We start from the raw sequence: 21,275 nt of genomic DNA, 5'->3' as shown, positions 1-21,275 counted from the left end.
AATTAGTCAGCGATTACAATACCACCACCTGCGTTAGGATCTGTGCCATGACCGTGACCATGACCTGCAGGTGCATGATTGTGACCCGGAATTTGCAAATCAGGGGTAACTGTAGCTGTAGAAGTTGCATAACTTGCCACCTTTGCTGTAGCAAGAACAGTTTCGCCATCTGCTTTTGTTACCGTAGTGGTTTTCTTAACAATCTTATACTCCGTAGTCACAACAGTATAAGTCACACTTACTTTTGTAAGCGAATGAGAGTGAACCGGCACATCTTTCTTCTCAACAAGCGTTTCTTTGTAAGTATCTTGAAGAGCGTTAAAGAAAGTACCAATAGCTGCCACTTCGTTCACATCCGTTGTATTAATATTCTTCTCCAAAATCTTGTTACCGGATTTTTCAAGATACTTCACAGTTGTTGAATACCAATAATCTGTTGTATTGGTTAATTCAGCCGACTTATTAGAAGGCTCTGGTACAGATGTATCTACAACCTGAGAAATCTCAATCTTAGTTTCAGGAGTCTTCTTCTGCAGAATAATAGTCGGAGTCAGAGTGGCAAACTGACCGGCCTGCAATGCAGGAACAGCAACTTTTACATCAGCACTTATTCCGTCATAAGAAACAGAAACAGTTGCAGTAGTAGCGGCCAAAGCCGGATTACCGGTAAAAGTAGAATTCGGATTGTACGAGATTTTAGCAGTCGATGTCACATCCGTAGTAACACCATCCGCAACATAAAGCACTATCGGGCTGATAGTTGCCTGTGCATTGATAGGATCAACTTTTACGTTGAATTCTTCTTTCTCACAAGAAGTAAAAGTTGTAGCCAAAGCTACTACGGCTAACGCAAACATTGCATTTATACCGTTTAAGAATTTAATCTTCTTCATCTCAACAAATAAATTAAAAATTTAACAATTCTGATTTAATAAAATATGGATTAAAACTATTCTGTTCCATTATATTGTCACTTGCCTCCGCTTTATACTGTTTATAATACAAACGTTCATTGCCCGAATTATAAACAAGCCCCATATTAGCAGAAACATTCATACGTGGTATATATCCTCTTCTTCTATACTTGTAGGGAGGTAAAGCCACCTGAAATCGAAAGCCTCCGTTTGCTCTTGCATTCCGGGCTTTCATTACATAAAAGCCAATTGAACAATAACGGAAATGTCTGATCATTTCAAATCTGACGCCTTTTTCTTTCATTAAATACTGTTCGGCTTTCAATGTAAACCGGGTATTAAACTGCTGCCAATAAAACCCACCTCCCAAAGACCATGTAGAAGTCCATGTAGAAGGGTCGTAATGCAATTTAAATCCATCCCAATAACCGATTCCCGTATAGCCTATCCTACCCAGCAAAAAAAAGCGTTCATCACTCAAAGGATGAAAGAATTCGGCATCCATTCCGTATTGATCAGCATTGAAAAAGCCTACCGCCACCTTACCAAACACATTGTACGGTAATCTGAAACTCTGTGAAACGGTGATATGCCCGAAATGAATTTTATCTTCATATTTTCCATACCCATCATTATATATAGGCAATTTTACTTGTGCAGTAAGCTTCATACCTTTCCACATCGAAACTTCAATGGCAGGGCTCAAATTGAACAAGACGTGATAAATCTGCGTAATCACCAAATTCTTGAAAGCCAACTGAGGATATACCAATACATCAATTTTAAACAAAGAACGATTTCTCAACTTCACATTCTTAGCTTCCTTCCATGTGTTACCTAATTCATAGCTGACATTCCAGTCATTACGTTCTACCCGCGACAAAGTATCACCTATAAGAGGATGATAGCTAAGAGATATTTGAGGTATATTATTATTCAGAACAACAATCCTACATTTTTTATTTTCCGGCAAGCCCATATCTTGAATAACATCCACAGCCTTACTTATGCCGACTCCCTGCAAACGATAAGTCGTATTTTGCAGGATATATACACGTTCATCATCATCTTCCGCCCATCCCACATTTTCAAAACCCATTCTAACCAAAGCATTCACAGTTTCCTGTCCCGTCTGGCCATACCCTATCATTGGAAACAAACAGAATAAAAAGAACGTTACATATTGTGCTACTACTTCCGCTTCTAAGCACTTTGCCATACCAGAGTTTATATACCTCATTACTTCAACCTTTTTACATCTGTCACGATGTAAAATACGGTACAAAAATAGGTACATTTTTAATAATACCAAAGCTTTTTATATGAAAAAACAACATTAATGTTGTTTTTTTTGGAAAAGACAAGATGAAAAAGGGGTAATAATCCACTTTTCTAATAGAAAGAAAAAAGGCGGTAGCTTCCCAGCTACCGCCTATCAGGAAAGAGCATTCTCTCTTTCTTTATAAATTACCAAAAAGAATTCTACTTAATTAGTCGAGGCGATACAGCAACCAAGATGCTTGAAAATCCTGACGGTTGGAGTATCTGGCCTTAAACGCATCACGAGCATCAGCCGCAGAAGCTCTGTCCGCAAAAGTTGAAACAATGACACGATACATAGCAGCTTCAGCATTGAATACTATAATCGCATTATATCCTTCTTTATCCAAGAAAGATTTCAGGCTTTCAGCATTTGCCTTTACTCCAAAGCTACCGCACACCACGCTATAATTTTTCAAACCATTGGTTCCGGATACTACGGTGACCTTTTCCTGACGAACACCAACCGGAGCACTTTCCACTACTTTTCTGGATACAGGAGCTTCTACTACCGGAGCTACATCCTCTGCAGCAACAGCAGTCTGCGGTTCAGCCAATTCTTGTTGTTTGGCTTTTTCATATGCTTTTTTGTAAGCACTTTCGCTCGATTTACAAGAAGAGAATGCCAGAGCAATGCATGCCCCCATTCCTAATAAGGCTAATTTTTTCATCTTTTCTTATCGTTTTTTTGTTAATAATATTTTCGTCTATTCTTATCCGAATGTCAGTCAAAATTTTCAAGTAATAAAGCAAGAAGGACCTCGATTTCTATCAAGAAACAGTTTGTTTTTCCGACTATAGCTTATTTTGGGAAACAAAGGTACGCCATAACGCGCAATTATTCTTCCGCTTCGTTAGTTAAATATAATTAAACCACGCAATAAAGAGGGATTTACCTAAAGAGTTAACGTATCTTTGTCGTAAATAAACAGAGCGCGAGGCTCATTTAATCAATTACATGACATTTGAAAATTTAAATTTGATACAGCCTATACTGAAGGCTCTTCAAGAAGAGGGGTACTCCGCCCCTACTCCCATCCAGGAGAAATCAATCCCCATATTATTACAAGGAAAAGACCTATTAGGATGTGCTCAAACCGGAACAGGAAAAACTGCTGCTTTTTCTATTCCAATTCTGCAAAAGCTATATAAAACGGATAACCGTAAAAGAATCAAAGCTTTGATTCTGACGCCTACCCGCGAATTGGCCATACAAATCGGCGAAAGTTTCAGCGCATACGGCAAGTACACCGGTTTAAGACATGCCGTCATTTTTGGTGGCGTGGGACAAAAGCCACAGACTGACGAATTGAAACGCGGAGTACAAATACTGATCGCAACCCCCGGACGCCTGCAAGACCTCGTGAATCAAGGATTCATCAACCTCAAGACACTTGATTTTTTTGTTTTGGATGAGGCAGACCGCATGCTTGACATGGGATTCATACATGATATTCGGCGCATCCTGAAACTTCTACCTGCCCAACGGCAAACTCTTTTTTTCTCGGCAACGATGCCACCTGAAATTGAGGCTTTGGCAAATTCCATGCTGACACAACCGGAAAAGGTAGAAGTCACTCCTGTATCATCTACCGCAGATAAGATATCACAATCAGTCTATTTTGTTGAGAAGAAAGAGAAAAAAGACCTATTGCTCCATTTGTTGAGAAGCACAGAGATAGAATCTGTACTCATTTTTACCAGAACCAAATATGGAGCGGACAAACTCGCACGTATCCTCAACAAATCTGGAATAAAGGCAGAAGCTATTCATGGCAACAAATCCCAGAATGCCCGTCAACGTGCCTTGACGGGTTTCAAGAGCCATAGCCTGCGTGTATTGATCGCCACTGACATCGCGTCGCGCGGAATTGACGTAGAGCAATTGTCACACGTCATCAATTACGAACTACCCAACATTCCGGAAACGTACGTACATCGCATTGGGCGAACCGGAAGAGCCGGACGTAACGGCGTTGCCGTCTCATTCTGTGAATCGGAAGAACTCCCCTATCTGAGAGACATCCAGAAACTGATCGGAAAGAAAATCCATGTAATAGAAGATCATCCTTTCATCACGACCCATGAAGTGAAAACACAAGATGTGCCAACACAAAAAGCCGAAATCAAAGAGAAGAAGGGTAAGGTACAATTAGAAAGGCACTCCAATAACATTTCCCGAAGAAGACAAAGGAAGCCGCAAAACCCGTAGCAAACCAAAGCCGTATCTGTTCCGTACCATCTCCGTATTATCTCTGTAGGTATTATATACGGACTTGATACGGAAATGGTACAGAAGAATCGATTAAACAAGTCCCTCACTCTCAAAGTAAAATAACCTGAGTCGGGATAAGAAGCTGGTCGATAACCTCACCCGGCGGCTTGTGTTTTAAAGTCAAAGTATATTGGTTATCAGACGTTTGCCCCTGACCTGTCAGACACTTGTGTCCGACGGCTCAAACACTTGTGTCTGTCACGTCAAACACAAGTGCCTGTCGGCTTGAACACTTGCCTCTGCCACGACAAAGGATTGCAGCTGTCAAACAGGGAGAGGAAAGGTCGGCGTAAAAGGCTCTCTTCTGCCTGACCGCTGTAAACCAATACATTCAAGAAATATCTGCCCGATAGGATGCAGCCCCTAATCTTTAGCAAAAGGAACCGCCTGTTCCAAACTCAGGCTAAAATAAAAAAGAGAATCAGCTCTTTTTCAAAAAATAATACTAACTTTGTAACTGAGAACCTCTTAAAAAGAAAGGATAGAATCATGAAAGGACTGAATGTTTTAGCAGCTTTCTTGGGTGGTGCCGCAGTAGGCGCGGCCCTTGGAATTTTATTTGCTCCTGAAAAAGGAGAGGACACGCGTAATAAAATAGCAGAAATTCTCCGCAAAAAAGGTATCCGGCTTAGTCGGAATGACATGGAGAATCTGGTAGATGAAATTGCAGCAGAAATCAAAGGTGAATCTGCTGAATAAAACGAACAAAACAGAGCCACTATGTTTGCCGACGATCAAAGTTTTGAGAAAATTCAGCAATTATTCGTTGAGTTCAGAAAGTATCTTGAGCTACAAAAAGAATATACCCTACTGGAAATCACGGAAAAACTATCAAAGTTGCTCTCTATGCTTTTATTGGTCATACTTGTCATTATCCTCTGCGTAGTGGTTCTGTTCTATCTGTCATTCACCTTGGTCTATGCAATAGCCCCCTTAGTTGGTGGACTTACAATAAGCTATGCTATTGTTGCCGGATTTCATATCCTGCTCATCCTCTTAGTTGTTCTCTTTCGTAGAAAACTAATTATCAACCCCACGGTAAAGTTCATCGCCGGATTGTTTTTAGAAAAATCCAATAAATAAGAGACAGCATGAACCACGATTCGAATTCCTTCCCTCATACATTGGAAAGCATAGCTCAGCGAAAAACGGCTGTATTACAGCAAATTCGTACGCAAAAAGGAGTCATGACCGATCTTACAAGAGACATATTGGCTCCTATCGCCCCTGCCACCAATAAAGCCAATGCAATCATGAGAGCTTTCAATACCGGCATGGCTGTTTTCGACGGTGTAAGATTGGGGCTTAAGGTTATGAGAAAATTCAGGAATTACTTTGGAAGGACACACTAATTATTGTAATCCTAAGAAAGATAAACACAGAAGAAGGCCGTAGCGAAAGTCATCTTTTCATCAATCCGATCTTCACATTCAGCTTGAAGTACCAGACTCCGTTTTCACGCTCAAGAAAACCATATTTGTCCTTATCCACGGAACCTTTCTCCAGGCGGGTATTCCGATAGAGGAAATTTGCAAAGACGGCACGCTCCGACTTATGATAGCATAATACTTCGCCATCGACTGTGACCAGAAGCATGCCTTCCACCGCAGAATCTGTGCCGTTATATATTTTAGCCGGACGCATTCCAAGAGCAAGTGCCAGCAAAAACTGCTTCATCTTAAACTCATAGAAGCCATGTTTATTTATCAGTTCATCTTTTATTTTCAGCGGATTCATAGCCTTGATGTGTTCTGTCAGTTCACTGACACGGACAATGCCATCCAGATGCATTGCGCGAACCATCTCTGCCAACATACGGGGAAAGTGGAGGTCAATCATCTGTAGATTGCAACGGAACACACGGTCGGCCACATCAGCGTACTTCAAGATACCTCCCAGACGTTCAATAAGCAACATCCGTTCGGCAACTTCAGTAGGAGACTCAGGTAAGGCGTTCACCTTGTTTACTGTGGGAACGGCAAACTTCACACCACTTTGTTCCAGCTTCAAGTTGGCAGTGCGCCCTCCGTCAAGCAACGGATTCATCGGGGCAAGACGGCAACGCACCGTAAACCCCGTCAATGGTGCATCGGGATGATGGAAAGCCACGTAAAAGTCTGTGCGATCGTCTGTTTTCGCCTCCAAATCGTAGATGCCGACAGCATCCAGAAAAGCTTCCAGTCCCTCGGTCACCTCTATTTCATCCCCGGAAGCCGTCTTCAGCAAATGGAGAATAAACTCTGCCGCATCCTTGAAATCTTCGCGAGGAAAGCATTGTTCTTCTTTGCCACCGGGAGTGAAAGCGCCATCCTTACCTACTGTTCCACCAACCAGCCGTACCTTTTCTTCCTCTATGTAATAACGACGCGTACCATCGTGCTCTTCTCTCTGCACCAAGGCAACAGGCCAAGACTTTGCCATATTCTTCCGCACATCCGGTGTGCCTAATGCCACGGTCCCGTCGGCCAGCAGACGAAAAAAAGCGTACAGTTCGCCCAGCTCTCTTTTGGTTGCACTAAATCCCATCTTTTCTTATTTTCTTGTTAACGTGATTATTTCGGATAAATGTTTAAAGACGTTGCTTTAAACTCCCCGACTCTTTACTCAAACCTCAGAGTCTCTACTTTTTCGAGCCGTACTCGCAGCTTCTGCATCATGGACTGACGGATACGAAGGGTCATGCGGCAGTCCATGTCATACGATTGTTCCAATATCTCCGGTTCTTCTTCTTTCACAATGCGCATCACGTCATTCATGAAAGGATATTCAAACAAGAAGGTCACTGTTTCGTCCACGGTTTTCTCTATAATGGTTGCGGCAGCAATAGCTTCGGCGGCAGCGGCTTTATATGCCACGATCAACCCGCTTGTCCCCAACTTGATACCTCCGAAATAACGAACCACAACAACAAGAATATCCGTCAGCTCATTAGAGTTGATTTGTCCTAAGATAGGCTTACCTGCCGTACCGGAAGGCTCACCGTTATCATTGGAACGAAAATCCTTGCGCTCATGTCCCAGCATATAGGCATAGCACACGTGACGGGCATCATAGTATTTTTTCTGATAAATATCCAGATACGACTTCACTTCTTCCAATGTACGCACCGGCAAGGCAATAGCGATAAATTTGCTACGCTTCTCTGTGTAAATGCCCTCGGAAGGGGCTGAAATCGTTTTATACCTATCTTCGCTCATGTTGCAAAGATACAATTCTTTTAATTTTCATCATCAACAATATTACCAACAATTAACAAAATCAGTCAAAATACACTATCTTTGGCTCAGGCAACGAGACCGATATCCTAACCTCTAACCAGTCATTATTCATCTCTATGTCAGAATTATAGATTATAGTTTTATTAATTGACAGACAAATACACAACCGCCAATGAAAATAATCATCGCCCTCGATTCATTCAAAGAATGCCTTACCTCCAAAGAAGCAGGAGAAGCCGCCGCTAAAGGAGTACGCAAGATCTTTCCATCATGCGATGTCGTTCAGTTCCCTGTTGCCGATGGAGGAGAAGGAATGCTGGATGCCCTAATCGTCGCCACCGGAGGAAAGCGCATCTTTCTGCGAGCCCACAACCCGATGATGGAAATACACGATACCTGCTACGGCATCTCGGGCGACCGACAAACGGCCTTTATCGAAATGGCTGCCATCAGCGGTTTGCCACTCATACCTAAAGAGAAGCGCAATCCAATGCTGACCACCTCTTACGGAACCGGTGAACTGATATGTCACGCTTTGGACTTGGGATGTAGGAACTTTATAATCGGATTAGGTGGCAGTGCAACAAACGATGCCGGTTTGGGAATGTTGCAGGCATTGGGCTTCCGTTTTCTCGATAAAACGGGAGCAGACATCATCCATACAATCGCTCCAAATGTTCCGAAGCGTGGTATGTGTGGGGAACTGTTGGCCGAAGTAGCTTCAATCGACTCCTCTGCTGCCCATCCGGCACTCAAAGACACACATTTTGTCGCTGCATGCGACGTTAAGAACCCTTTCATCGGTCCGAAAGGCGCATCATTCGTCTTTGCTCCGCAAAAAGGAGCTGACTGGGAAATGGCAACAAAATTAGATGCCAATATGAAGAAACTGGCCGGCGTCATCTGCCAATACACCGGAAAAGACATATCTAATATCTCCGGTTCCGGTGCTGCCGGTGGCATGGGTGGTGGCCTACAGGCTTTCCTGAATGCAGAACTGAAATCCGGCATACAACTACTACTTGACTTACTTCACTTTGCAGAAAGAATCAAAGGTGCTGATCTCATCATCACCGGAGAAGGGAAGGCCGACCGACAGACCATTATGGGAAAAGTGCCTTCGGGCATCCTGCAAGAAGCCCAAAAACAACAAATCCCCGTCATTCTGTTGGCAGGAAAGATAGAAGATAAAGAGATTCTGGACAAAGCTGGTTTCAAAGAAGTACTTTCCATCAATTCCCCTTCCATTTCGCCGAAAAAAGCCATGGAACCTGCATATGCAAAAGCCAATATCCAGCGAATAGTGGAAGAGATTTGCCGGAGGAATATATAACAATCGCTTCAGAAAACCCGATTGCCCATTTGACGGTAATGATCATCCACACTCCTTCCGAGTGGTCAGCTTACACATTTCAACTTACGACATTCTCTTCACTTTTTTATTCTCGAAGGTTTGTCCACAATGTGCGAATGTCTGTTCGCACGGTGCGAACGTATATCCGCGCCTTGCGAATTTGTGTTCGCAAGGCGCGAACAGAGATTTATTCAGGCAGAGAACAAGTTTACTCTTTGCTGCATACAATTTTATTCTATGAATTCAATCTGAAAAATTAATTTGCTGTTTACACTCATACGTACTAATCTTAAACTTGGACAAGTATAAAACACTAAAGTTCTTCAGATTATTAAAACGAGATTTCTCCATGTCTTTTCAGATTGCTCCCTTTTTCAGATGCAGACGATGCAAAAAAAGATGCAGACAATACAGTTCTTGAATAAAGAAACCTGCATTGCCTGCGTCAAAAGATTAAAAGCATGAAACTCTCGGACTCTGTTTTTATCCTCCGAAGAAAAGATGCTTTTTTGATGTCAAATCTGTTTCTGTTTTTTTAGTCCAGTTTATGGATGATCAAGCCCGAACGCAACTTAGGTTCAAACCAAGTTGTTTTGGGCGGCATAATGTTACCTGTATCGGCAATGTCCATCAACTGCTTCATGCTGACAGGATAAAGAGCCAATGCTACTTTCATCTCTCCGTTGTCCACCCGTTTCTTCAGTTCGCCCAAGCCACGGATGCCACCTACAAAGTCAATACGTTTGTCGGAACGCAGATCCTTAATGCCCAACACTTCATCTAATATCAGATTGGAAGAGATGGTGACATCCAACACACCGATGGGGTCGTTGTCGTTGTAAGTACCCGGCTTGGCTGTCAGACTATACCATTTACCGGCCAGATAAAGAGAGAAGTTATGCAAACCGGAAGGTTTGTAGATTTCCGTACCTCGCTCTTCCACCGTGAAATTCTTGCCCACAGCGGCCAAGAACTCTTCCACTGTCAGACCGTTCAGGTCTTTTACCACACGGTTGTAGTCGATAATGGTCAGTTGGTTGGCAGGAAAACAAACAGCCATGAAGTAGTTATACTCCTCATCTCCACGATGATTGGGATTTTGCTTGGCTTTCTCTGCACCTACCAAAGCTGCGGCGGCACTGCGGTGATGACCGTCGGCAATATAGAGGGCAGGCATCTTGGCAAATGCACCGGTGATGGCATCTATGTCCTGCTGCTTATCGATAATCCAGAAAGTATGACCGAAACCATCATCCGGAGCAACAAAGTCATATACCGGTTTTTCAGCCGTATAGCGTGCAATGATACTATCCAGCAAGGCATTGTCGGGATAAGCAAAAAATACCGGTTCGATGTTGGCATTGTTCACGCGAACATGCTTCATGCGGTCTTCTTCTTTATCGCGGCGAGTCAACTCATGTTTCTTAATGACACCGTTCATATAATCAGGCACGTAAGCACCCACCACAAGACCGTATTGAGTCTTGCCATTCATGGTCTGAGCATACACGTAATAATTCTCCTTGTCGTCCTGCACCAACCATCCCTTGTCTTGAAACATCCGGAAATTCTCGGCTGCTTTCTGATAAACACGTTCGTCATGTTCATCGGTACCTACCGGGAAGTCTATTTCGGGCTTAATGATATGGTATAAGGATTTCTCATTCCCAGCCGCTTCTTCGCGTGCTTCGGCGGAGTTCAACACATCGTAAGGACGGGAAGCCACTTGTTCTACCAATCCTTGTGGAGGACGAATACCTTTAAAAGGTTTAATGATTGCCATAGGATATTATTTTTTTTTGAATGCCATTATTTGTTTACACGGAATTTCTCGCAACCGTCTTTCAGGAAACCGACAATCTGGCAGGCGGCCGCAATGCCGGCATTGATGTTGGCCTCTGCAGTCTGTGCACCCATCTTCTTCGGTGTGGAGAAATAACGTCCTGCGAATCGAGAAGCAAAGGTTTCGTTTGCAGCAGGCATAATATCGGTCACATACTTCAAATCTCCACGCTCTTCCAACAGTTGAATCAGTTCGGCTTCGTTGATCACTTCCTTACGGGCAGTATTTACCAACAGACCGCCTTTAGGCATCCGGTTCACCAAAGCATGATTAATGGAGTTTTTTGTTTCAGCGGTTGCCGGAATGTGCAGTGAAATGACATCGCAAATGGAGTACAATTCTTCGGCGGAAGCCACAGCTTTCACACCATCCTTCTCAATCACTTCTTTAGGGCAGAAGGCATCGAATGCATAGATGTCCATACCGAAACCTTTGGCTATGCGGGCCACGTTGCGCCCCACGTTGCCATAAGCATGGATACCCAACTTCTTGCCCATCAATTCGGTTCCTGAAGTTCCATTGTACATATTGCGAACAGCCATGACCATGAGACCGAATGCCAGTTCGGCTACAGCGTTGGAGTTCTGCCCCGGAGTATTCATCACGCAAACGTTATGAGCGGTAGCGGCTTCCAAATCCACGTTGTCATAACCGGCACCTGCACGCACTACGATTTTCAGTTTTTGAGCAGCATCCAGCACTTCGGCATCTATGATGTCACTACGAATGATAATGGCTTCGACATCCTTCACAGCTTCCAGCAGTTTGGTTTTCTCACCATATTTTTCCAGCAGTACGAGTTCATAACCGGCTGCTTCAATCTCTTTGCGAATGCCGTCTACAGCTACTTTAGCAAACGGCTTGTCTGTTGCGACTAATACTTTCATGATTCTACTATGATTAGAAAAGAAATCGCCACAGATTGCATAGGGCACACTCTTTTTTTTCAGAAAAACGACTTGTGCAAACCCGTGCAGTCTGTGGCGAAGATATTATTAATGAAGTTTTTCAAACTCTTGCATGCAATCAATCAAAGCCTGCACGCTTTCTTTCGGCATAGCATTGTAGCAGGATGCACGGAATCCACCTACCGAGCGGTGTCCCTTGATGCCCACCATACCTCTTTCGGTAGCGAACTTCTGGAAATCGGCCTCCAATTCTTTATATTCGGGACTCATTACGAAACAGATATTCATGCGAGAACGATCTTCCTTAGCTGCCGTACCCACGAACATCTTGTTGCGGTCTATTTCAGCATACAGCATATCAGCCTTCTCAATGGCACGACGCTCCATTTCTTTTACACCGCCTTGTGCTTTGATCCAACGCAGAGTGAGCATTGCGGAATAGATAGGAAGAACAGGAGGTGTATTGAACATGGAACCTCCATCGATATGTGTCTGATAATTCAACATGGTAGGGATGTAGCGAGAAACTTTACCCAGTGCGTCGTTCTTCACAATAACAAACGTTACACCGGCAGGAGCCAGATTTTTCTGTGCACCACCGTAAATGCAGATGTATTTGGATACATCAATGGAGCGTGAGAATATATCGGAAGACATATCGGCAATCATCGGAACGTTTACATTCAAATCTTCTTTCAGTTCCGTACCGTAAATCGTATTGTTGGTCGTTATGTGGAAATAATCCGCATCGGCCGGTATGGTATAATCTTTGGGAATGTACGTATAAGTAGACTCAGCAGAAGAAGCCACTTCAACCACTTCGCCGAATCCTTTAGCCTCTTTCATGGCTTTCTTTGCCCATACACCCGTGTTCAAGTAAGCAGCTTTCTTTTCCAGGAAGTTGAAAGGAATCATACAGAATTCCAGGCTGGCACCACCTCCCAAGAACAGAACCGAATATCCTTCGGGGATATTAAGTAATTCTTTGAATAATGCCACAGCTTCGTCCACAACAGGTTGGAAGTCTTTAGCACGGTGGCTGATTTCCATCAGTGAGAGGCCTGAACCATTGAAATCAAGAACAGCTTTTGCTGTATCTTCAATCACCTCACGAGGAAGAATAGAAGGTCCTGCATTGAAATTATGCTTTTTCATTTGAAGTTTGTTTTGGTTATACAATTCGTTAATTGATGTCTTTCGACATGGCGAAATTACGGATTTATTTCTGCATTGCAAATCTTTCTTTATGAAATTCCGGTTTTTCTCCGCATTTACCTTACTTTTTATTGGTATATACAAGAATTATACGCCAATTTGTTATATAAAAATATCAATCCCTGCAGCCAACAACGAATCTGAAAGAACAATTCAACAAGAAACGTTTGTTTGTTATAAAAAGTGAAATAAAAGCTATAAACTATCAAAACGTCAGAATATAGTTCCTATTTTGCTTCTTCAACGATGGTTTTCATACCTTTTATCTTTTCCCCTTTAATTAAAGTAAGCAACTGCTGCAGCTTGGAACGGCGCACGGCCACAAAAGCATAATGTTCTTTCACGTCCACTTGTCCCACATCCTCGCGCGTCAGTCCACCTTTCTTATATAAAAAGCCCACAATATCTATCTTATTGAGCTTATCTTTCTTGCCTTTACCTATATAGAGCGTAGCCCAACGAGGCTTTATGGGCTTTGTTGCCTGCGATGAAAGTTCAAAAACAGGAATTTCCGTGAATATGTAATCGGGCAGCCGCTCTTCGGCATGAAGTATTAAAAAAGAAGAGCCGCTTGCCTGCCAGCGCGCGGTGCGTCCGTTGCGATGGGTAAAAGCCTCTTCGTTGACCGGCAAATGATAATGCACCACATTGTCCATGCCCGGAATATCCAGCCCACGGGCGGCCAAGTCAGTAGATATAAGGACGGGGCACGTTCCGTTTCGGAATTTATAAAGTGCCCGTTCACGGTCTTGTTGCTCCATACCACCGTGGAAGATGTCGCAAGGAAACTTCTTTGCCGATAGATAGCCTGCCACTCGCTCCACGCTCTCCCGATAGTTGACAAAAACCAGCGTAGAGGCGTCACCCAAAGTACAAAGCAACCGATAAAGCGTTTCCAGTTTGTCTTTCTCAGGCGAAACCACCTGCAACAAGTTCAGGCGTCCCGACAAAGAATCATCTTCGGAAAGGAAATTCAGTTTGATATAGGCTATCCCCTCTCTCACCCCCACAAATTGCGGAATCTCTTCGGCATCCGTGGCCGAAAGAAGGACACGTTTCTTCACCCGGGGCAGTTGCCCGATGACTTCTGCCATTTCGTCCTGAAAACCAAATTCCAAGGATTTGTCAAACTCATCGATTACCAGCGTATGAACGGTATCGACATCGAAGTTTCCTTTTCTCAAATGGTCATTCATCCGTCCTGGCGTACCAATGATAATAGCAGGGCTTACTCCTTTCATGGTGCGATGTTCCTCCATTGCCGGACGACCGCCGTAACAACTGATGGCTTTAAATGGAGTGTTCATCTGCTTAAAAACGTTTTCCGTCTGCAATGCCAACTCGCGCGAAGGCACCAGTACCACAGCCTGTACACCTTTTATTTCATTCTTTAACTTTTGCACCAACGGCAAGAGAAAAGCCAATGTCTTTCCACTCCCGGTGGGCGAAAGCAGTACCATGTCTTTGGGTTCTTCATAAGCTCGGCAGGCTGCCTGCTGCATCGGGTTGAGTTTCTCTATTTTCAGGTTACGGAGTATCTCCTCTCTATTCACCATATTTTTGTTTATTAAAGAAGTGTGAGTATTCAAAAGTGATTTTAAATTTATAAGACGGACGATTCCGCCTGAACTTTCGGTAATAATATTAAACAACAAAACAACCACAAATCAGTCTGAAAATCAACGCTATCCGGTTTTACTAAAAACACACCGAATTTTTAGTAAAAATCCCGGGAAAATTTAGTAAAAATCCGGTGAACTTTTAGTAAAAATCCAGCCGACGTTTTTCTGAAGAATTTTTCTGCATAAAAAAATCATACAAAGGCGTGAGTAGAATCACCGGTGATTCCAGAAGAGCAGTTCCTCTTTTTTGTAGCTTTGTTACTTCCTTTTTTAATATATACCTTATTCCGAATTCACGTATCACTCTGCAAATATAAGAAAAAGGTTTATCCCGACAATGCACCGTCTGTTTTTGAAAAAGCAGGCGAAGGGGCAGCATTATGCCGGTAGGACAAATGGAAGGCTATGATGCCATGAAGCAAGGTTTGTTGGAATCACCCCACATGCCTCATTGCGAGACCTTGTGCATGATGCGTATCATGGATGAATTAAGAAAGAAATGGAATGTAGTCTATCCTAACGACTGAAAACTTACACACAGACAAGTGTACAATAATAAAAAGAGGCGCGGACTACATGGAATCAGCACGGTTTCGATATGTTAAATCCGTGAATTCCGCGTAATCCGCGTCTTTTAAAGATTATATCTTCTTTCTCTATTGGGATTAACCTCCAAAGTTATCGAACAAGATGGATTGTTCTTCTACTCCGAGGTCGGTAAGCATGGCAACCACAGCTTTCGACATCGGGCCAGGACCACACATGTAGTATTCGATGTCTTCGGGAGCCTCGTGGTCTTTCAGGTAAGTATTCAGCATCACCTGATGAACAAAACCGGCGGTGTACTTCACGCCCGCTGCATCGGCTGCAGGATCCGGACGGTCGAGTGCCAGATGGAAGTGGAAATTGGGGAACTCTTTCTCGATACCGAGGAAGTCGTCCAGATAGAACACTTCGTTCAATGCACGAGCACCATAGAAATAGTGCATCTCGCGGTCGGTAGTGTGCAGTGTCTTGGTCATGTGCATAATCTGGGCACGGAGCGGAGCCATACCGGCACCACCGCCTACCCAAATCATTTCACGCTTGGAGTCGAAGTGCGGATGGAAATCACCGTAAGGACCACTCATCATTACCTTGTCGCCCGGTTTCAACGTAAAGATATAAGAAGAAGCGATGCCCGGATTGACATCCATAAAACCACTACGGTCTGCCTTGAAAGGCGGAGTGGCAATACGCACAGTCAGCATGAACACGTCTCCCTCGGCGGGATAGTTGGCCATGGAGTAAGCGCGAACTGTAGGCTCGTCATTGACACACTTCAGCGAGAAGAGGCCGTTTTTCTCCCACGCCGGCAGGTATTCTTCGCCAATCAGGCTCTTATCAATATCCTTGCCATAATCCATGGAGAATGCGGGAATCTTGATCTGGGCATAAGAACCCGGAATAAAATCCATATGGGCACCGGCAGGCAACTGAACCTTGAACTCCTTGATAAAGGTAGCCACGTTCTTGTTGCTGATAACCGTACATTCGTATTCCTTGACGCCCATCACCGATTCGGGAACCTTGATACCCAAATCGCCTTTTACTTTACATTGGCAAGCCAGACGCCAATTGTCTTTTATCTGTTTGCGGGTGAAATGTCCCTTTTCGGAGTCAAGAATTTCACCTCCGCCTTCGGGCACTTGACATTTGCACTGTCCGCAAGAACCCTTACCACCGCAAGCCGAAGAAAGATAAATGCCTTGTTCCGACAGTGTCCCCAGCAGGGTTCCGCCCTGCGGCACCGTAAGCACATCCTTGTCATTGATGGTGATGTTCACATTTCCCGAAGGTATCAAGAATTTCTTGGCAACCAACAGGATGACTACAAGCAGCAAAATAACCACGAGGAATACTCCAATGCTTGCTAATATCATATTCGTATCCATTGTCTTATTCCTTTCTTTTTAGATTTTCAAACCGGAGAAACACATAAATGCCATAGCCATCAGGCCTACGGTAATGAACGTAATGCCCAACCCCCGCAACGGTGCAGGCACGTCGGAGTAAGCCATCTTCTCGCGAATGGCAGCCAGACCGACAATGGCCAGCAACCAGCCGATGCCCGAACCCAATGCATAGGAAACGGCGTCGGCAATATCGCCGATGTACTTGGGATCGCTCTCGCCCACCGTGATGCGTTGCTGCATAAAGAGCGAAGCTCCCATGATGGCACAGTTTACAGCAATCAGCGGCAAAAAGATACCCAGCGAAGCGTAGAGCGAAGGACTGAAACGTTCAACCACCATTTCCACCAACTGCACAATACCGGCAATAACGGCTATGAAAAGGATAAAACTCAGGAAACTGAGATCGACACCTTCGATAATGGCATCGGGTCCCAGCACTTTGGTCTGCAACAGATAATTGACCGGAAGCGTCACCACCAGCACAAAAGTAACGGCGACACCCAATCCCAAGGCTGTCTTCACGTTCTTCGATACGGCCAAATAGGAGCACATACCGAGGAAAAACGCGAATATCATGTTGTCCACAAAGATAGAGCGGACAAATAAACTTAATAAATGTTCCATGTTTTTTAATTAAAAATGAAAATGAAAAATTCTTTATTTTTAATTATTCATTTAATTACTGTTTTTCTTGCAATTCCTTATTACGGGCACGCTGATACCAGATGATACAAGCCACGATGATGAGCGCCATGGAAGGCATCAACATCAAACCGTTGTTCACATAACCGAGGTTTGTCAGGCAATCGTGGTTCAGGATATTGAAACCGAGCAGAGTTCCCGATCCCAGCAACTCACGGAAGAAAGCCACGATGACCAGAATCTTGGCATAGCCCAAACCGTTTCCGATGCCGTCGAGACAAGATTCCCAGGGACCGTTCTGCATGGCAAATGCTTCCAGACGTCCCATCAGGATACAGTTGGTAATAATTAACCCCACATAAACGGAAAGCTGCACGCTCACGTCGTAAGCAAACGCTTTCAGTACCTCGCTCACGATAGTCACCAAAGCAGCAACAACCACCAGCTGCACGATGATGCGGATGCGGTTAGGGATGGTCTTGCGCAGTAACGAAATCACTACATTGGAGAAGGCCGTGATTATCGTCACCGAAAGTCCCATCACGATGGCAGGCTCCAGCTTGGCAGTAACAGCCAAAGCCGAACAGATACCCAGCACCTGCACGGTGACAGGATTATTCATTCCCAGCGGAGTAGTGAATACTTCTTTATTCTTCTTTGAAAACAATGATGCCATATTCTTATTCCTCCTCCTTATTATTACTGGTTAAAAAAATCTTGTAGTTGCTCAAGCAATTTTTCAGCATGTCATTCACACCTACCGAGGTGATAGTACCGCCCGAAATGCCGTCCACCTGATATTCAGGTTTCTCCACCTTACCGTTCTTCACAACGCCGAGAGCAATTTCACCGTTCTCCAGCGTTTTCTTGCCGGTAAACTCGCCTTGGAAGTGAGGCGTGGCAATTTCGGCACCCAGCCCCGGTGTTTCGCTGGCGTGAGAGAAATAGACACCAAACACCGTGTCCTTGTCACCATTCAATGCAACATACCCCCAAATAGCGCCCCAAAGACCTGCACCGTAAACGGGGAACACATACTTGGTCTCACCGTTCACTTCGGCCACAAACACATGCAGACGATTTTTCTCTTTCGCCTCTTTCTCGTAAGCGGTGGCGAATGCACCGGTATTCTCTGTCAGCGTACCATTGGCATTCATCAACATGTCACTCTTTATATATTTATTATATTCCGCATCGGCATCTTTCACGTCTTTCACACCCAAAGCGGCCAGAATCTGCTTCTTCGTGTCCAGCTCCACGTTCTTGTTCTGCGTCTCGCGCAAAGACGAACTTACGAATGCCAGCAGGAATGCTACGATAACAACCATTACCGAAGCATAAACGATAGTATAACTGTTACTATTGGTATTCATTTCTTTTCCGGTATTTAATTGTTAGACTTCATTGCACGTTTTTCGCGACGATTGATATTGCTTTGTACCACGAAATAGTCAATCAGCGGAGCGAAGATGTTCATCAACAGGATGGCGAGCATCATGCCTTCGGGATAACCAGGGTTCAGCACACGGATAACGATGGCCATGACACCAATCAGAAAACCGAAGATGTACTTACCAGTCTCCGTACGGGCCGAAGTCACAGGGTCGGTAGCCATGAACACGGCACCGAAACAGAAACCACCCAGCACAAGGTGTTCATACCAAGGCATCTGAGCCATCGCCGTATCAGGGCCGATTGCGTTGAATACACAAGCCATAAAAGCACCGCCCACAAATACCGAGAACATCGTCTTCCAACTGGCAATACCTGTCCAAAGCAGCAAAGCAGCACCCAATGCAATGGCAATGACGCTCGTCTCGCCGATGGAACCCGGAATAAGGCCGTAAATCATATCCATGGAGAAGTCAGGCGCAGCACCCGTAGTGGCTGCCACCCCCAACGGAGTAGCCACCGTCAGGCCGTCTACCTGCTGTCCCAAGCCGAAGATGGAATTTCCGGACACCCAAACGGCATCGCCCGACATCTTCGTAGGATAGGCAAAGAACAAGAATACACGCGTAACCAAAGCAACATTGAATACATTCATGCCTGTACCTCCGAAGACTTCCTTCGCGAAAATCACGGAAAAAGCAATGGCAACCGCCAACATCCACAACGGGCAGTCTACGGGGACAATCATCGGAATCAGGATACCGGAAACCAAGAAACCTTCCTGAATTTCCTCCTTTTTCCATTGAGCCACCACGAACTCAATGCCGAGACCCACTACATAAGATACAATGATTTTAGGCAATACTGCCAGAAAACCGTAAGCAAACATTTCGATGAAGCTTCCGGAAGCACCGGTAGCATGGAAATGCTGGTAACCTACGTTGTACATACCGAACAGCAAGGCCGGTATCAACGCAATGACCACCATCGACATGATGCGTTTGCTATCGATGGTGTCGTGAATATGCGTTCCCGATTTCGCTGTGGTGTTCGGCACGAACAAGAATGTTCCGAATCCATCGAACACCGAACGGAATGCGTGGAGTTTGCCGCCCTCTTCAAAGTTCGGCTTTATCTTATCGAGATAATTTTTTAACGCTTTCATTAATTATATTTGATTTTTAAATATTAAACCATAACCCAAATTACGCCATTTCAGCACGAAGCATGTCCAATCCGGCACGCACAATGCGTTGAACCTCCACTTTACTGGAGTCTACAAACTCGCAAAGTGCGAAATCTTCGGGAGCCACCTCGTAGATGCCTAAAGCCTCCATGCGGTCGATGTCGCCGGCAATGATTGCCTTCACCAGATATTCGGGAAAAATGTCCATAGGGAACACTTTGTCGTATTCGCCGGACATAATCATATGGCGTTCGCCCCCCTTGATTCGGGCATCGAACACGTATGCTTTCTTGCCCATCAGCCAACTGAAATATGAGCGATTGACACTGAACTGATTGAAGCGAGGTGCAATCCAGCCAAGCATTTCATGGGTTTCGTCTCCTTCGGGAATTACGGTCAGCTGCGTGTCGAAAGCACCCAGAAAACCGTTCGAAGAGACTTTTTTTCCGGTCAGCACATTGCCGCTGATGTAGCGAAGCGTCTTGCCTGTCGTCACATTGTCTTCGAACACATTTGTCAGCAACGCACCCACACGCAATTTGCAGTAAGCCGGCTTCAATACTTCACTGCCTGTCACGGTCACCGTACGGGTCATGTCTACACGTCCCGTATTCATCAACCGCCCGATGAAGAGAACGGTTTCGGGAGCAATGGTCCACACCGTTTCACCCTTCACTATGGGAGCTATGTGATTGATTTGCACACCCACGTTACCTGCCGGATGGGGACCGTCGAAAGCCGTAACGATAACATTCTTGGCTTGTAGCAAAGCGGCAGCTTTTTGTTTTACACTCACACTCAGATAGGTCTTTGCCATCTTTGACAAAGCGTCGAGTCCTGTCTGGAAATTCGTTTCCTCTCCTTTCAAAGCAACTTCAAAATCGGGAGCCAACGGATTGCTGTCGAAAGCGGAAATGAAGATGGCTCTCGGAGTCACCGTAGGGTCAGCGATTACGTCATACGGACGTTGGCGGATGAAAGCGAACATACCGGCTTGCAGAAGCGCTTCCTTCACCTGCTGCCCGCTCATCTCAGAGGGATCCATCTTGCCGAATTCTTCATAATCTTGTTCGGCAGCAGCTTCTACAACAATGTTCATCACCTTCCGGCGTGCACCGCGCTCCACGCTTGTCACTACACCACTGACGGGCGAAACAAATTTCAATTCGGGATGATTCTTGTCGATAAACAAGGTTCCCCCAGCCATCACATATTCCTGTTCTTTGACCACCACTTTCGGAATAACGCCCGTAAAATCATCAGGAACCAACGAATAAAATCCCGGTTCTTTGACGGACATAATCTCTGCGGAAGCCTTGCCCTTCAGGTTGATATCGAGGCCTTTACGTAACTTTATTACATTTGCCATGCGTTTATTAAAATAATGGTTTCATTAATTTGCCGCAAAAGTAGCAAAAAAGAATGTGAATA

Annotated in this window: 21 protein-coding genes; 6 read left to right on the top strand and 15 right to left on the bottom strand. The window is 44.6% G+C overall.

The genetic code is table 11. The features are described 5' to 3' along the window. Nucleotides 1-2: 2 nt before the first annotated feature. The 3 genes from EV202_RS10085 to EV202_RS10075 form a co-directional block, all read right to left on the bottom strand. Nucleotides 3-893 (bottom strand): DUF3869 domain-containing protein, encoded by an 891-nt coding sequence (locus EV202_RS10085; protein ID WP_131926980.1) that lies wholly within the window; start codon nt 891-893, stop codon nt 3-5. 13 nt (nt 894-906) lie between these two features. Continuing rightward, nucleotides 907-2,154: a hypothetical protein gene (locus EV202_RS10080; RefSeq protein WP_131926979.1), complete on the bottom strand. Its 1,248-nt coding sequence runs from the start codon at nt 2,152-2,154 to the stop codon at nt 907-909. A gap of 250 nt (nt 2,155-2,404) precedes the next feature. Further along, nucleotides 2,405-2,905: an SPOR domain-containing protein gene (locus tag EV202_RS10075; protein ID WP_106068396.1), complete on the bottom strand. Its 501-nt coding sequence runs from the start codon at nt 2,903-2,905 to the stop codon at nt 2,405-2,407. Between the two features lie 287 nt (nt 2,906-3,192). Here EV202_RS10075 and EV202_RS10070 point away from each other — a divergent pair, with 287 nt between their 5' ends. The 4 genes from EV202_RS10070 (at nt 3,193) to EV202_RS10055 (ending at nt 5,861) form a co-directional block, all read left to right on the top strand. After that, nucleotides 3,193-4,446: a DEAD/DEAH box helicase gene (locus EV202_RS10070; RefSeq protein WP_106068395.1), complete on the top strand. Its 1,254-nt coding sequence runs from the start codon at nt 3,193-3,195 to the stop codon at nt 4,444-4,446. Nucleotides 4,447-4,998: 552 nt separating this feature from the next. After that, nucleotides 4,999-5,208: a YtxH domain-containing protein gene (locus EV202_RS10065; RefSeq protein ID WP_106068394.1), complete on the top strand. Its 210-nt coding sequence runs from the start codon at nt 4,999-5,001 to the stop codon at nt 5,206-5,208. A 21-nt stretch (nt 5,209-5,229) separates the two neighbouring features. Then, nucleotides 5,230-5,592 carry a phage holin family protein gene (locus EV202_RS10060; protein ID WP_106068393.1) on the top strand — a complete coding sequence of 121 codons (363 nt, stop codon included), beginning with the start codon at nt 5,230-5,232 and terminating at the stop codon, nt 5,590-5,592. Between the two features lie 8 nt (nt 5,593-5,600). Continuing rightward, nucleotides 5,601-5,861 (top strand): hypothetical protein, encoded by a 261-nt coding sequence (locus EV202_RS10055; RefSeq protein WP_106068392.1) that lies wholly within the window; start codon nt 5,601-5,603, stop codon nt 5,859-5,861. A gap of 49 nt (nt 5,862-5,910) precedes the next feature. Here EV202_RS10055 and EV202_RS10050 read toward each other — a convergent pair whose 3' ends face one another. Next, on the bottom strand, nt 5,911-7,035 hold the full coding sequence (locus tag EV202_RS10050; RefSeq protein ID WP_106068391.1) for an HpaII family restriction endonuclease: 1,125 nt from the start codon (nt 7,033-7,035) through the stop codon (nt 5,911-5,913). Between the two features lie 74 nt (nt 7,036-7,109). Next, complete coding sequence (locus EV202_RS10045; RefSeq protein WP_106068390.1) at nt 7,110-7,706, bottom strand: IMPACT family protein; 597 nt, start codon at nt 7,704-7,706, stop codon at nt 7,110-7,112. Between the two features lie 193 nt (nt 7,707-7,899). Between EV202_RS10045 and EV202_RS10040 the strand changes: the two genes are divergently transcribed. After that, nucleotides 7,900-9,060 (top strand): glycerate kinase, encoded by a 1,161-nt coding sequence (locus tag EV202_RS10040; protein WP_131926978.1) that lies wholly within the window; start codon nt 7,900-7,902, stop codon nt 9,058-9,060. Nucleotides 9,061-9,616: 556 nt separating this feature from the next. On the opposite strand, the gene EV202_RS10035 is transcribed toward EV202_RS10040, so the two are convergent. The 4 genes from EV202_RS10035 to EV202_RS10020 form a co-directional block, all read right to left on the bottom strand. Continuing rightward, a complete protein-coding gene (locus tag EV202_RS10035) occupies nt 9,617-10,864 on the bottom strand; it encodes a DUF1015 domain-containing protein (RefSeq protein WP_131926977.1) in 1,248 nt (415 codons plus the stop codon). Nucleotides 10,865-10,890: 26 nt separating this feature from the next. Then, nucleotides 10,891-11,811: an NAD(P)-dependent oxidoreductase gene (locus EV202_RS10030; RefSeq protein WP_131926976.1), complete on the bottom strand. Its 921-nt coding sequence runs from the start codon at nt 11,809-11,811 to the stop codon at nt 10,891-10,893. Nucleotides 11,812-11,919: 108 nt separating this feature from the next. Further along, nucleotides 11,920-12,987, bottom strand: coding sequence for a 3-phosphoserine/phosphohydroxythreonine transaminase (serC, locus tag EV202_RS10025; protein WP_131926975.1), 1,068 nt, complete (start codon nt 12,985-12,987; stop codon nt 11,920-11,922). 287 nt (nt 12,988-13,274) lie between these two features. Continuing rightward, nucleotides 13,275-14,603, bottom strand: a complete 1,329-nt coding sequence (locus tag EV202_RS10020) for a DEAD/DEAH box helicase (RefSeq protein ID WP_394364519.1) — start codon at nt 14,601-14,603, stop codon at nt 13,275-13,277. A gap of 446 nt (nt 14,604-15,049) precedes the next feature. Here EV202_RS10020 and EV202_RS10015 point away from each other — a divergent pair, with 446 nt between their 5' ends. Next, complete coding sequence (locus EV202_RS10015; protein WP_207903442.1) at nt 15,050-15,196, top strand: hypothetical protein; 147 nt, start codon at nt 15,050-15,052, stop codon at nt 15,194-15,196. A 138-nt stretch (nt 15,197-15,334) separates the two neighbouring features. Here EV202_RS10015 and nqrF read toward each other — a convergent pair whose 3' ends face one another. The 6 genes from nqrF to EV202_RS09985 are packed head-to-tail and all read right to left on the bottom strand — an operon-like array spanning nt 15,335 to nt 21,213. After that, nucleotides 15,335-16,603, bottom strand: a complete 1,269-nt coding sequence (gene nqrF, locus EV202_RS10010) for an NADH:ubiquinone reductase (Na(+)-transporting) subunit F (protein WP_131926974.1) — start codon at nt 16,601-16,603, stop codon at nt 15,335-15,337. 18 nt (nt 16,604-16,621) lie between these two features. Further along, the gene (gene nqrE, locus EV202_RS10005) at nt 16,622-17,248 is read right to left on the bottom strand and encodes an NADH:ubiquinone reductase (Na(+)-transporting) subunit E (RefSeq protein ID WP_106068383.1); all 627 of its coding nucleotides are present in this window, start codon (nt 17,246-17,248) and stop codon (nt 16,622-16,624) included. 55 nt (nt 17,249-17,303) lie between these two features. Continuing rightward, the gene (locus tag EV202_RS10000) at nt 17,304-17,942 is read right to left on the bottom strand and encodes an NADH:ubiquinone reductase (Na(+)-transporting) subunit D (protein ID WP_131926973.1); all 639 of its coding nucleotides are present in this window, start codon (nt 17,940-17,942) and stop codon (nt 17,304-17,306) included. A 4-nt stretch (nt 17,943-17,946) separates the two neighbouring features. After that, nucleotides 17,947-18,639, bottom strand: a complete 693-nt coding sequence (locus tag EV202_RS09995) for a Na(+)-translocating NADH-quinone reductase subunit C (RefSeq protein WP_106068381.1) — start codon at nt 18,637-18,639, stop codon at nt 17,947-17,949. A gap of 14 nt (nt 18,640-18,653) precedes the next feature. Continuing rightward, on the bottom strand, nt 18,654-19,823 hold the full coding sequence (locus EV202_RS09990; RefSeq protein ID WP_131926972.1) for an NADH:ubiquinone reductase (Na(+)-transporting) subunit B: 1,170 nt from the start codon (nt 19,821-19,823) through the stop codon (nt 18,654-18,656). A gap of 40 nt (nt 19,824-19,863) precedes the next feature. Then, complete coding sequence (locus EV202_RS09985) at nt 19,864-21,213, bottom strand: Na(+)-translocating NADH-quinone reductase subunit A (RefSeq protein ID WP_131926971.1); 1,350 nt, start codon at nt 21,211-21,213, stop codon at nt 19,864-19,866. Between the last annotated feature and the right edge of the window lie 62 nt (nt 21,214-21,275).

Source organism: Prevotella heparinolytica (assembly GCF_004342845.1).
Lineage (GTDB): Bacteria > Bacteroidota > Bacteroidia > Bacteroidales > Bacteroidaceae > Bacteroides > Bacteroides heparinolyticus.
The sequence above is the reverse complement of the archived record's forward strand: the minus strand, read 5'-3'. Positions and strand labels throughout refer to the sequence as shown.